This is a genomic window from Solibacillus sp. FSL W7-1436, from assembly GCF_038007305.1.
In the GTDB taxonomy this organism is placed as follows: domain Bacteria; phylum Bacillota; class Bacilli; order Bacillales_A; family Planococcaceae; genus Solibacillus.
In genome coordinates this window covers 2,091,491-2,105,835 of record NZ_JBBOWV010000001.1, presented here as the reverse complement: position 1 = coordinate 2,105,835, position 14,345 = coordinate 2,091,491, and the positions used below count along the sequence as shown (strand labels likewise).

At 37.9% G+C, this 14,345-nt stretch carries 9 protein-coding genes; 3 read left to right on the top strand and 6 right to left on the bottom strand.

Annotation, left to right across the window (positions count from 1 at the left end; all coding sequences use genetic code 11):
• Window positions 1-44 precede the first annotated feature (44 nt).
• From MKX73_RS10415 to MKX73_RS10395, 5 genes are all read right to left on the bottom strand, one after another.
• Window positions 45-704 (bottom strand): S-layer homology domain-containing protein, encoded by a 660-nt coding sequence (locus MKX73_RS10415; protein ID WP_340717367.1) that lies wholly within the window; start codon window positions 702-704, stop codon window positions 45-47.
• Window positions 705-1,179: 475 nt separating this feature from the next.
• Window positions 1,180-4,098, bottom strand: coding sequence for an S-layer homology domain-containing protein (locus tag MKX73_RS10410; protein ID WP_340717366.1), 2,919 nt, complete (start codon window positions 4,096-4,098; stop codon window positions 1,180-1,182).
• Between the two features lie 175 nt (window positions 4,099-4,273).
• Window positions 4,274-7,048: an S-layer homology domain-containing protein gene (locus tag MKX73_RS10405; protein WP_340717365.1), complete on the bottom strand. Its 2,775-nt coding sequence runs from the start codon at window positions 7,046-7,048 to the stop codon at window positions 4,274-4,276.
• A gap of 30 nt (window positions 7,049-7,078) precedes the next feature.
• Window positions 7,079-7,327: a hypothetical protein gene (locus MKX73_RS10400; protein WP_340717364.1), complete on the bottom strand. Its 249-nt coding sequence runs from the start codon at window positions 7,325-7,327 to the stop codon at window positions 7,079-7,081.
• A 251-nt stretch (window positions 7,328-7,578) separates the two neighbouring features.
• Window positions 7,579-8,766, bottom strand: a complete 1,188-nt coding sequence (locus MKX73_RS10395; RefSeq protein ID WP_340717363.1) for a chromate transporter — start codon at window positions 8,764-8,766, stop codon at window positions 7,579-7,581.
• Between the two features lie 246 nt (window positions 8,767-9,012).
• Here MKX73_RS10395 and MKX73_RS10390 point away from each other — a divergent pair, with 246 nt between their 5' ends.
• The 3 genes from MKX73_RS10390 (at window position 9,013) to MKX73_RS10380 (ending at window position 12,742) form a co-directional block, all read left to right on the top strand.
• Window positions 9,013-9,693: an amino acid transporter gene (locus MKX73_RS10390; RefSeq protein WP_340717362.1), complete on the top strand. Its 681-nt coding sequence runs from the start codon at window positions 9,013-9,015 to the stop codon at window positions 9,691-9,693.
• Window positions 9,693-11,123 (top strand): HlyD family secretion protein, encoded by a 1,431-nt coding sequence (locus MKX73_RS10385; protein ID WP_340717361.1) that lies wholly within the window; start codon window positions 9,693-9,695, stop codon window positions 11,121-11,123. Before MKX73_RS10390 ends, MKX73_RS10385 begins: the two co-directional genes overlap by 1 nt.
• 143 nt (window positions 11,124-11,266) lie before the next feature.
• A complete protein-coding gene (locus MKX73_RS10380; protein WP_340717360.1) occupies window positions 11,267-12,742 on the top strand; it encodes an S-layer homology domain-containing protein in 1,476 nt (491 codons plus the stop codon).
• A gap of 82 nt (window positions 12,743-12,824) precedes the next feature.
• On the opposite strand, the gene MKX73_RS10375 is transcribed toward MKX73_RS10380, so the two are convergent.
• Window positions 12,825-14,162, bottom strand: coding sequence for an aminotransferase family protein (locus MKX73_RS10375; protein WP_339197632.1), 1,338 nt, complete (start codon window positions 14,160-14,162; stop codon window positions 12,825-12,827).
• Window positions 14,163-14,345 lie beyond the last annotated feature (183 nt).

The window sequence follows — 14,345 nt, the reverse complement described above, 5'->3', positions numbered from 1 at the left end:
AACACTTGAAGCCTATACAAGCCTCAAGTGCATAAAAATCTCTACTACTCTACACCAATAACAATAAAGTCATCTGAAGTTGCTTCGATAGCATTATATAAAAATGTCGCTAACTGGGCGCGTGTTAATTTCATATTCGGGCTGAATGTTGTAGCTGTCGTGCCTTTCGTAATTCCGTAATCTACTAATGTTTGAATGTACTTTCTCGTTGCAGTATCTGCTAATTTATTGACATCGTTAAATTTCGTCTTTGCAGTAGTAGATTGCTCCAATTCAAAACCGATCGTTAACATTTTCGCGATCTGTGAACGAGTCAAGGTTGCATCTGGGCGGAATTCATCGCCATAGCCATTCACAATACCTGCTTTGTTTAATGCAGCAATCGCTTTATAATATTTGCTTGAGGTTGGGACATCTTTAAAACCTGGATTTGGGGCGGTACTATTTTGCAGATTTAAGGCATTTGCTAAATATAATGCCGCATCCCCGCGCGTTGCCGATTTACCCGGTTCATACGTTTTGCTCGTTACACCTGTAATAATTCCTTCATTATATAGAGAGACAATTGCATTTGCATGTGAGTTTGTTTCTTTTACATCGGTAAATGGATTTGCAGATGCCTGTACAGAATGGGCATTTACTACAAAACTTGAAATAACCACTAGTACCGCTGTAAGAATTGAGCCATATAGTAACTTCTTCATTTAATTTCAATCCTTCCTCTTAAACTGATTAGCATAATTATACATTAGTTTTCGTTTTATGTAGATGAGAACTTACAGTAGATATCTTATTGACCTTAACCAATTTTATTAGAAAAATTGTTAAACATATTTGATGATTTCTACCCTTTATTAGAACTTCCGATAGCGATATTAGCAATTTCATGTATTACGGTTGTAAGTTCAACTATATCTAAGCCCATAACGCGTCTGTTTGTTCGCATTAAATAGTTTATTAGAACAATCAACCCCTATATTAGAAGTTCCGACTTACTTATTTGAACTTTGAACAGAGATATTTGAAAATGAAGCACACTTATTAGAAGAAACTAACTTCTTATTAGAAAACGACCGACTTATTAGAACTTTTTCGTGTTTATTAGAAAATAAGCTTCTCTTATTAGAAAACTAAAAAGGCATACATGCAATCAAACATGTATGCCTTTACACCTGCAACCTAGTTTGTTCTTAATGTTGGGGTTAAAGTGAATGTATCGACTACCGCATTGCCTGCTTCATCAACTACATCCTCAATTCCTGCACCTGGAGTAATTGTAATGGTCGTACCTGCATCTTGATTTGCAGACAAAGTAACCGTTACTTTATTGGCTGACGTCGATCTTGCTACTGATGCAATTCCGACCGTTGCTCCTGCAGCATTTACAACTACAAATGAATCGGTATCAAGACCGCTTACATTCTCGCTAAAAGTAAGCTCAATTTGGTTTGCTGCTATAAATTGAGCTGAATTTATCATTGGGCGAATATTTTCCTTTAAATTGACTTCTGTCGTTATGGTTGGCTGATCTGCAATAGAATCCTTCGCTTTCACATTTCTAATTATTAATTCACGCGGGCCTGTTGATGTTGTTCCATTTGGCGCTAACGTCAAAACAACCGTATCCAATGCACCGCTTAGAACTTGAGCGTTCGTAATTGTTGCATTCGGAATAGAATAATTGCTTACTCTAGATGCTGTTGTGGCATCCAAATCATAGTCGAACTTCAATCGGACTTGATTGTTTGTCAACGTTGAATCCGTCACTGAAGTTGTAACAGTCGGCGCATTCAATACATTTTCATTAGTTGAATAATCCGATGTACGATTGAATGTGACTGATTTGCTAGCTGTATTCACACCATAGGCACTGTCTACTTCTGTGAACGATAATGTCACGTTATATGTTGCATCCGCCGCGTCGCCTGTTCCTAGTAAATTGTCCAGTCTCACGCGCACTACAGTACGATTGCCGTTTTCCCGATACTCTAATTCAGTTGCTGTTCCATTGAATGAATGTGTTACGCCGCCTTTGACATAGTTGCCGGAAGCGGTTACACGTGATGCATTCACTAAATCCACTGGTTTGTTGAGCGTAATATTTAAATACTCGAAATTGCCTTCTCGTGTTACAGAAGTTGACGTCACTTCAGGTGCTGCTGTATCAAGCGTAAATGAATGAGTAGTTGTAAATGTATTCGTTTCACCTGAAATATCAGTAATCGTTTTGCCGGCTGCTGTGCCAATATTATAAACACCGGTTAAATCATTTGTAGCGGTAACGATAAATGATCGATCATCACCAGGGACTGCCTCGATTGCCGTAATGGCATTTGGCGAATTACCTAAACGTAATTCCAGATCCGTAACTGCCGGCTTTTGAATGCGCTCCGAGAATGTCAGTCTGAATGTTCTCGGACCAGTTTGGGAAATACTTGTTAACGTTGGCTTAACTCCATCAGCCCCACCCATTGCAAAGCTCGTTTTTAACGGGTTTGGTGTACTGAAGTTTCCTGCGATATCACGCAGTCCAGCAAATGTTGCTTCTACTTGTGTATTTGCTGCTAATGGCTGACCATTAACCGTTGCATTTGATAAATCAAAATCCGCATATGTTGCGCCCGCAGCGATTTCCCCGGTAATTCCCGCTACATTCGTACCGTTCGCCAGTCTGAATGTAATACTGCTGTTGCTAAATGCGCGCAAAGGCTCCGAGAACGTAACGCGAACTGTTTTCGCATCCCGGTTCACTGTACTGATTAACGTTGGTGCAACTGTATCCGTACCGAAGTTGGCGATTTCTTCATATGGAGTAACCGTTGTACCGGCTGCATTTTTCACATTATTTACTTTTACGAGATAGCGGCCTGTTAAAGCTGTTGTCCCGTTTGTAAAGATTGTCAGTGTACGGCCATCTTCGCTTAACTGTCCTCTCGAAAGAGTAATCGCATTTAAACTATCTACATCCGCCACTGTTACATAGTTTGCTAATTGAGCTTGTGTTAAGCTGGCAGGCAAGTCTACTCTTTGATTGAACTTCACTTCAATTTGTCCACCATTCAGTGCCTTGAGAGTTGCGACTTTCACTTCTGTAACGACATACGTTACTTTCGCTGAATAATCTTTACCGTCAATCTTAAAATCTACCGTTGTTTCTTCATTTTCAGGAAGATTGTTTTCTAAAGTAACTTCGTGCTCGGAATTGTCGCTTAATGTGACTTTTAATTTATTCGCTCCCGTAGCTTCAGCTGCTTTTACTGTTAAAGGAACATTGTAAGTGACAGAAGTACCATACTCTTTACCGTTGATCGTAAATTTAACAGGCGTTTCTTTGCCGGCTTCCAACGGCGTATCTAAGTTCACCGTATGTTCCGTATTATTCGTAAGTGTAACTTTTAATGTCGATGCATCCACAACTTCAATCGCCTTCAACCCTTCACCCGGCACTTCCACTTGAAGCATTTTATACAGGAATGAAGAGAACTGTCCTCGTGTTGTATTGCCTTTCGGGTTGAAGTTCGGTACGCCGGTTACATTGTAGAAATCCAATACTCTGATTGCTGAACGTGCCTCTGCTTTTGCCCTATTATAATCAATGACATCTTCATTAAAACTCTGGTTCATCACATGTCCCAGGAAATCAAAATTATTTATATTCGTATAAGCACGCACTAAAACAACCGCCATATTTTCACGTGTAATCGGATCTGCAGGTAACAGGTTTCCATTACTTCCGTTAAATACGCCGTTGTCTTTTACCAATGCCGCATATTGCAGTAGTTCGTCCTGTGATGTACTGCGCAAGTCTGAAAAGCGCATATTTGTTTTATAATCTGAAGGGATATTATAACCTTGTGATACTAAGTATTTTCCTAGTAGTTTTACAACATCCGAACGTGTCAGTGTACGATTCGGTTTAAATGTGCCATCCGGATATCCTGAAATGATGCCTTGACTTACGAGTGAATCAATTGCAAGCTCATGAGTATTTCCTGCTGTGTCCGAAAAACTGGCCGCACTTGCTGCCGGTGCAATTGCCGATGCCACTAGTGTCGCACTAGCTGCCGTCGTCAAAAACTTCCTGTACTTTTTCTGCATTTTTTTTACCTCCTAGTTAGTAAAACAATTAATAGGTTGTCTGTCTTTCAAACTTGCTTACAACCTTTTCATTTCCACAAATTATTTGAATATAAACACAATTCCACCAAAACGACTCGAAAGCATTATAAAAATATAAAAAAGCATATCTAATGAGATAGATATGCTCCAAATTTTAGAAGTTTATATAATTCGGCACCGTAAATTGGATAGGTGACAGATTTAATTTATTATTCGCTAAATCACTTATCAAAGACGAGGTGTTTTGTGTTATCTGAACTTCCTGGTTAGCCCTTAACTGTTGAGTTAATCGAATCGCTATTTGCTCATTATTAACACCTGTAGTGTAAGTCTGTGCAATTGATGCTGTTGAATTTCCTACCTTTACCTCAAATGAATTGTTTAATACATTTTTAACGGATTCATTAAATGAGAGAATGATTGTATCAGAACCTGTAATGTTATGATACAAGTATTGTGGTGCAAGGTTTTCATTCAAGAAAACAAGTTCTGTTTTCGGTTCCATCGTAACTATTGAATTCAATGCCCGCAAATTGCTGATTGTCAAATTCGCTCCTCGCTGGAAATCAACATCGCCTTCCTTAATTGTTAAATATACCTTATGAGGCTCATTATGGTTGACAACGGCACGTTGAATTGTGGCACCTTCCAATACATAGTTTTCAAGGTTGGATGCAGTAATACCATCTACTTGATTTGAAAGTGTAATAACTATTGTTTTATTATCAATTTTCGTACCTTGTTTTGCATTAAAAGAAGTTTCTACACCTATAACGGTGATTTTCTCCTCGTTTAGGATAATATCTGTACCCCGTTCAAAATTTACTTGGTATGCAGGATTTACTGCTTGTCCATATTCACTTGTTACCCCGGTAAATGTTGCACCTACTGTATACGTGTAGCCTGAATTTGCTGTTAACCCTGGGATTGTACTTAAACGAGTACGGATTATTTTATCATCTGTTGCTGATTTCTCCAGCTTCCCTATTAAAGATTTTTCTAATGGATAAGTATAACCGTTCGAGATATAACTTCCTGCCAGCGTAACTTGAGCTATTGGACCTAATTCAACGTTTTTATCAAATGCAAACTCCAGATATTCTGCACCTTTATCCTTCACAACATTTGCACTTACAATATTTGGAACTGATGTATCTGCAACAAAATTATAGGCTGTTGAAAACCCGTTTACTTCACCCGACATATCTGTAATATATCTTCCAGTTGCTGTAGAAATCGTTGTATAGCCATTCAATGAGCCGCCTGTAGTGACAATATAAGACTTTGGATCTTCTTGATCCTGAACGACATTCATAATCCGGGGTGAATAAGAATTTTGATTTACATAAATATCAGCAGGGACAAGTGTACGGATTTCTTCTGAAAAAGTTAATTTGAATTTTTTTGCTCCAAGCTGCGTAACATTTGATAAAGTCGGGATAACGCCATCTTTATCACCTTTTGAAATATATGTTGTTAAAGGATTCGGTGTAGATAAATTGTTTCCAATATCAACAACTATCCCAAAGTTTACTGCAATTGATGTGCCGGGTTCTATGCTTTTCCCACGTGCAGTAGCACCAGATAAATCATAAATAACTTCTGTTGCATTTTTATCAATCGCCCCTTGAATACCTGTAACTATAGAGCCATCAACGAGCTTAAATTGCGTAACCCCTATTGGATTTGTTACTGGTTCTGTAAATATAACTTTTACTTTCGTTGCTGAAATATTTTCCACCTTTAATACACTTGGTCCGGTTTTATCAGCTATAAAAGTTACGATATCATCGTATTTAGGTAATTTTTTAGAATTTATCGATTCAATATTATCTACAACTACACGATAGCGCCCCTCTAGTCCCTTTGTTGAATTTATGGTAACAGTTAATGTACGCTTATCCTCACTTAACTGCCCTTTCCACAATTGAACTTGTTCAAGTCGTTCTATTCCTGTAACAGCAACCAGTTTATTAATCGATGCCGCATTTAATTCCGTATCTGCTTTTATAGGCTGATTAAATGTAATAGCTATTTGTGCTCCATTAGGATTAGTAATAGATGTAATTTTTAAGTCAGGCACTTCAAAAGTTACCTTCGTTGTAAACGATTGTTCACCAATATCAAAAGTAACTTCTGTTTCCATATTTTCCACTAATGGCGTTTTTAATGTCACTATATACGCTTTATCATCAGAAAGAACTACACGCAATTTGTCAGCTGCTTGTACTTCTACAGTTTTTATAGTTACAGCAGGTTTTTCCGGCTCCGGCTTAGGGACTTTAATTTGCAGCATATTATAAAGGAATGTTGCGAATTGGCCACGTTTTGTCGGATCTTTCGGATTGAATGTTTTTTGTTTTGTTACCGCATAGTAGGCCAAAGTTTCAATTGACTCCTGATGCTCCTTAGATGTTCTGTTTAAGTCACTAATATTTGATTTGTAGTCTGTTTCTTTCATTGTTTCTATATAATCGAATTCATTGATGACTTTAAATGCACGTATCAAAACAGTCGCCATTTGGTCACGACGCAACTGGTCACGGTGCATAAGTGCCCCGTTACTGCCTTGGAAAACCCCAAGATCTTTTACTAATGCTGCATACTGCAAAAGTTCATCTTGAGACTTTACCGATAAATCCGTAAAACGCATTTCCGTTTTGTAATCTTCAGGAATTTTATGACCTAACGAAACTAAATATTTACCTAATAGTTTTACAACATCGGAACGTGTCAAGTTTTGATTTGGTTTAAATGTGCCATCCGGATATCCACCGATGATACCTTGCTCTGCTAGTATCATAATTGCATTCTCATGCCCGCTGCCCTTAATATCTGTAAAAGATGCGGCACTAGCGGCTGGAACAATTGCCGTGGCTGCTAGAATCGCTGCTGTTGCCGATGCTAGAAATTTAGTATGAACTTTCATAGGTAACTCCCCCAATTTAATATAATAGTTTTATATATGTAATAACTTTATTTGATTATGACAAACTTCTGCTATAACCAAAGGAGAGCTATCTGAATACACTGTCTGATCATTATCAATTAAAGAAAGTTCTTCCACAAGCACCTCTTCATATTTCCAATTTTTGAATATTGGCAAGGCTTCTTTACATTGAATTTCAAGGATATTCATTTTCGACTGAAAATAACCTTGCACCTCTAGCAAACATCCGTTTACTTTTAATTGACTAAAAAAATGCATGTTCATCCCTCCATAGGAAATATTGTATATAATTTTATATATTTTTACAAATTTTCTCACAAAATTACTCTTCCTATTAAATTAGAAAGAGTTAATACCAAATCTATTAATATTATTTTACTTTTATTTCAATGTTTAATATTTATGGATTGGTATGTTCAACTTTATCCGTAACAGTTGTCCCCATAAATACCTAAGTCACGTAATGTTCGGATAGTTTTAAGAGCCTCGAGAGACAGCTGCACATTCTTCTATAATAGTACTCCCCCGGCTACGGCCCCGGTAAAAACGACAATCCACGGCGGCAGTTTCCAATACGCCAGCATGCTATATAAAATCACGGCTAATCCAAAATCCTTCGCCTCCAATATAGAGCTTGTCCAGATTGGCGTATATAACGCAGCAATTAAAATACCAATAACACCCGCATTCACGCCCATGATGGCACCTGTAATTTTCGGATTGTTACGCAGTTGATCCCAAAACGGCAGTGCCCCAATGATTAATAGAAACGCCGGTAAAAAAATCGCTATTGTCGCGACGAGTCCACCTTGCCATCCGTTCATTACTGTTCCTATGTAAGCGGCAAATGTAAATAGTGGACCTGGTACAGCTTGTGTCACACCGTATCCTGCTAAAAATGCTTCTTCACTCATCCACCCTGTCGGAACAAACTCCTTTTCCAGTAAGGGCAGTACAACATGCCCCCCGCCAAAAACGAAAGAACCTGAGCGGTAAAAGCTATCAAACATTGCCACCCAATAAGAACCTGTCGCCTCCTTCAACAAAGGTAAAGCTACCAGTAAGCCAACAAATAAAAGAAGGCAAAACCATCCAACCCGTTTAGAAACAGGAATGCGCGACGAATGCCCCCCTGTTCCATCATTCATAGGTTTCAGCAAAAAATAACCTATACATGCGGTAATTAATATAACCCCTACTTGGCTAAAAGCAGTTTGCCAAAGAAGCGTCGCCAGTAAAGCAAAAATGGCAATTGCCTTCCGTTTCCGATCTGGTGTTAGACTTTTAGCCATTCCGATAATGGCATGCACAACGATTGCTACCGCCACAATTTTCAAACCATGAATCCAACCGGCATTACCGACATCAAATCCGGTCACAAGTAATGCAAAGATGATGAGAGCTACTACTGAGGGAAATGTGAACCCAATAAATGATGTTATTCCCCCTACTATTCCAGCGCGCATAATTCCAATGCCGATTCCCACTTGGCTGCTTGAAGGACCTGGTAGAAACTGGCAAAGTGCAACTAAATCTGCATAGCTTTTTTCATCCATCCATTTTCTTCTTCTTACATATTCTTCATAAAAATACCCTAGATGAGCAGTCGGTCCCCCAAAGGATGTCAGCCCTAATCGTGTTGAAACCAAAAATATTTCGATAAGTGATTTGATACTATTTTGCTTAGTTAAATTCATCGCCAGCTAACCCCTTAAGACTATTTTGAAATGTAATACTCCTATATTTGCCAACTACCTTAACTAAAAGTAGCACTTCTTTCTCGCTTAACCTAGACTATTCCTCATAATTTACATACTTTTTACATTTAAATTGCGATAAGGTTTATAATAAAATTATATTTTCTATTACACTATTAATATATGTGTTATTTACTCCAAATTAGGGTATTAGGCATATGTTAATAAAAATATTGAGGTGAATTTATGTTCGAGTACAAGTTTTGGCATCATCTTTCAAACCCCTCGCAACTCATACATAATATTGAACGTAGCGAAGATCAAAGACTTATAGGGTATCGAAAAGTTTTGATGGCTATTTTTGGTTTTACATTACTGTTTTTTATCGTCCGTAACTTCTGGGGGATGAATACAACCGATTTAACTGCATTGCTTGTAAATGGTGAAGGAGATATGTACAGTTTCGCCAGACTGATGTCTTTAATCGGTGCGATTCTAGCAGGTATTTTATTTTTTATCATTCATTATTATGTCATTACATATTTGATTCATTTATTGACAAATATTGATTATGACTGGATTCGAAAGATACAGTTATATGTTATCTTTTTCATTGTTCTTGAAAAGCTGCTGACAGTGATTATCTTTGCAATAGCAGGATATTCTACACAGTTCACCATGTTTTCACTGGCACCTATGATGGCATATGTTTATTATCATGACTATTTATTGTTCTTCCTGAATCAATTAACAGTCGCATCGATAATTGCGGTATGGATTCAATACATATTTTTATCGAATTGGACAGATCGACCGAAAGCTTTGCTGTTTAAGTTAATACTTATTCAAATCGTATTGGCATCGCTTGTTGCGTTGTATAGCATTCTTCCTGTTTTAACATGGATCGAAGGGTGGCTTGGTCTGTAATGCGTATGACGAAAAAAGTAAAGATTTTTAGCGCTGTTGCCTTACTATTTGTTTTGATAAACGGTTATTTATTATTAAAAGACAACGATATCATTATGAAAAACTACTATATTAATAATGTGCAGTTTGCGGTAGCCGATTATCATGAAAAAGTTCTGGAAACCGATGCTGTAGTTGCAGCGAAGCAAGAGCACTTCATCGCAGCGCCTGTACAATCGATCAGTGAGGTTCTCGTTACACAAGGTCAAAGTGTCAGCGTCTTAACGGAGCTGGCCATTTATAAACCTGAAGAAGCTGAACGTGAAATTACACGTCTTGAGACAGATCGTGATGCATATGAAAATGAGCTATTGGAATTGGAAAGAATCGTTTCCGATCTACAATACGAAAGCAGTAATTCCTCACCGAGTACTGCAACCGATTCAACAACACTTGGTGATAATGAAAACTGGAACCTTAATTTAACATTGGAGCTTGGTATTGAACAAAACACACCAACGGCTGAGGGTATTGCCATTATCCAACGTTCCATTGCGGAAACAGAGCGCCAGATCAGCATTTTGGACAGTATGATTTCCCAGTTGAATAACAATAATTCTTTAACTACACCAGTGGACGGAATTATTAAGGAAATTGTTCTTGAAGGCGATTCAATCATTTTCCAGATTCAATCACTTGAAAAGAAATTTGTTGCCTATGTGGAGCATGAGGACTGGAAGGAAGTCGAGATTGGTCAACAGGCTTCTGTTATATTGAATGAAGGCAAAGAAGACGAACTGGTCATTGCTGGAGATGTACTGGAGAAACAGCAAATACCTGCTCGTGATTCTATTGCGTTTAATGAAATGAAAAAGAAAGATAAAGTGAAACAGGATGACACGGTTTACGAAGTTAGCATCGAACCAACTGACTTGTTAACGGAAACACCGATCGGAATACTTGTAGATGCGAAAATTACGACGTTTGAAGCAAATGACAGCTTCCAAGTAAACGAGGATTGGCTTGTAAAATATGAACAGGACAATTCAATAGACCTTATTTATACAGTTGGAGAAGACGGGAAAACAAGACTGGAGCCGGTCGACCTTCTGTTCAAGCATAAAGCCGAAATTGAACAAAAAGAGTTCATGTATGGTGAACCGATCGCGGAAAACATCAACGAAGAAGGCATTGAAGAGGATGCCGTCGTTACCGAACCGCGCATCCGGACTGTTGAACTGGAAGATTCCGAAAAAGAGGACTCTGCAAAAGACAAAGATTTAGAGGACACGGCGGTATTTACAGCTCCCATCGCCCCACAACAAATATTCATTGACGGCGACGAAAAAAATCTGTTCGCCCCTACATTCCGACCATATCCATTACGTACGTTTGAATGGACATATGTTAATGCAACATGGAAAGATGCACTATGGTATTTAATTAAATAAAACAATAAACGGCGGGAACATGCACATCTTCCCCGCCGTTTTATTATTATACATAACTCCGTGTTTTGTTGTTTTTCCGTACGGGTAAAGACAACAAAATAATAGATACGGAAAATAGAATATTAATAAAGGAGTCGAAATGCATGAAAAAAAGAATAACAAAAAGTTTCATTGCTACCACTTTGTTCGCTTCCGCATTATTTGTCGCAAGCGATGACGTCTTTGCGAAAAAGACTTTTTACGATGTTGAAAACAGCCGCAATTCCCATACTGAAGCCATCCAATATTTAAACAACTTAAATGTGTATGATTATAAATCCGGCAATCAATTTAATTTCAGCAAACCTGTTTCACGTGCAGAAGCATCGAAAATTCTCCAAACCATTCTTTCAAGCGATTCGGCCCTTGCCATTCCAAAAGAACGTTCTTACAACGGTAAATTTAAAGATGTAACGAATTCGACTCCTTTTGCACAAGAGATTATTTGGGCGTATGAATCAGGTATTTTTGATGGGGATGAATACGGTAATTTCAATCCGGACCAGCCTGTAAAGCGCTCACATCTATCAAAAATATTAGTAGAAAGCCTGAAATTAAACGGCGGTACGACGATCAGCTTTAAAGATGTCTCAAAATCCAGCTGGTACTATGACTATGTAAATATTTTGGCGAGCTATGGTATTACGACCGGCAATGAAAATAATCAGTTTTTACCGAATAATAATGTCACAAGTGCACAAATGGCAACATTCCTGTACCGGGCACTCATTTATAAAACGACTGGAGAAGTAATCAGCGAACCGGCACCTCCACCTGTCGAAAAACCCGATACAGCTACTGCAACCTACAATAGTGAATATGACTTTGCATGGAAGCAAACAGGCAAAAATCTGGACTTTGAACTGGAAGGTGTCGACAACAACAAGATCGTTGCACGATACATGACAAAACAAGAAAAAAGCTTCTTCGCTGCACAAGATCTGAAAATCGGCAAAAATAATGCAAGCGATGTAAAAGCGAAGTACGGAACGAAAAATGTAAATGTGCGTCGTGGTAATGTAATTTATAATACGCCTTCTTCCAATGAATATAACTTCTATTTAATAGATGACTATTACGTAACGTTTTTCTATGATATTCATAAAAAGAATGTTATCCGCTCAATCCTTTATGTCCATAAAGACTATGAAGTGAACAAAGATGGCTATTACGGTGATATATCGGATACGCAAAAGCATTCAGAACAGCTCATGGTCGAGCTGATGAATCAGGCACGTGCTGCTGAAGGTGTGGATCCGCTTACACATTCACCGCAATGGGCGACTATTGCTCGTAAACATAGTAAAGATATGATCGATAACAACTATTTCTCTCATACAAGTCTTTCTGGTACGACACCATATGACCGTATGATCAGCGGCGGCATGAGCAAGTCCGAGCTGAGAACTTGGGGCGAAAATATTTCGTATGGGCACTACAATGTGATTTATGCACATGAAGGCTTCATGAATAGTAAAGGGCACCGGGACAATTTATTACAGCCTGCCTATAAAAACGCAATCGTAGGCTTGGAGTACAGCAGTAATAAGAGTCCTTACTTTACGATTAATTTCTATTAAACTAATAAATCCAGTCCCCTATTCTTGATGAACAAGGGACTGGATACTTTTTTATATGCCTTTTCTATAAATTAATAACTAATTATAAACCAAGGCTGTTTTTCACTGTAATAAAGGAATCATCAACAATCGAAATAATTGTTTCCACTTCTTGTTTTGTAATGATGAATGGTGGAGCAAACGCCAGCGTATCCTGTTCTCCGTATACAATACTACGTAGAATCAGTCCGCGTTTGAATGCTTCTTCCACAACCTTTGGAGAAACCCGGTCTTCATATCGTTCTTTTGTTTCTTTATTTTTCAATACTTCAATTGCGCCTAATAAACCGACCCCTCTCACCTCTCCTAGCAAATCATGCTTCTCCTGTAACCAGTTTAAGCCTTTTTGCAATTCAGCACCCATGTTTTTAACATTCGTGATCAAATCTTCTTTTTCGATGATTTCCAGGTTCTTCAAAGCAATCGCACTGCATAAAGGATGTCCGCTGTACGTATATCCATGGTAAAAAATCCCTTGAGAATGTTCTTCCAGTTCATTTTTAATTTTATCGCTAATAACCATGCCGCCTAGTGGTGCATACCCGCTTGTCAGTCCTTTGGCAATACACATAATATCCGGAACAACTTCAAACAAGTCCATTCCAAATTTCTCTCCTGTTCTACCGAAAGCACAAATGACTTCATCAACGATAAATAAAATATTATTCTCGTCGCAGATTTTTCTTACTTCTTTAAAATAATTTTCCGGTGGTAAATTCACTCCACCCGAACCTTGTACAGGCTCAGAAATAAATGCGGCAATTGTTTCCGCACCCTCTTTTTCAATTAACTCTTTTAATGCATTAATTGAAGAATCTACATAAATGAAGTTAGGAGCTAAAGAAGTAGTGAAATCTCTGAACGCCGGTAACCCCGTAGCGCTTGTAGATCCCATTGCCACACCATGATAGGATTTATTTCTTGAAATTATTTTCGTTTTCTCAGGCTGACCTTTTATTTTCCAGTAATTGCGGACTGTTTTAAAAGCTGTATCGTTAGCTTCTGAACCACCTGAAGTAAAGAATGTTGTATTTAAATCACCAGGAGTCCACTCAGCCACTTTTTTCGCTAAACGGATTACTAAATCATGACTTTGAGCTGAAAAAATCGAGCTAAACCCTAGTTTTGCTAACTGATCAGAAGCTACCTGCCCCAGCTCGGAACGTCCGTGTCCAATATTTACATTCCATAGACACGATAAACTATCAATATATTTATTTCCATGAACATCCTTTAAATAAATGCCTTCTCCTTCTGTAAAGATGATACTCGGTCCGAATTTTTGATGTTGAGGAATAGAAGTATTTGGATGCAATACATGCTTTTTATCCCATTCAATTAATGTTTCTACAGATACTCTTTCTACTAAATTAGTTTCCATCTTGTTACCTCCCAGTTTTTATTGGATTTAAAATAATTATAGATTGTCGTTATTAAAAGAACATTCTAACTAATGTATGAAATATTTTCTTGATATTTAGACAGTATGTATACATTAAAAATTGAACCTGATACAGCATAAATTCTTCAGGAAAATAATATTGACTTCTTCATTATTTATAAG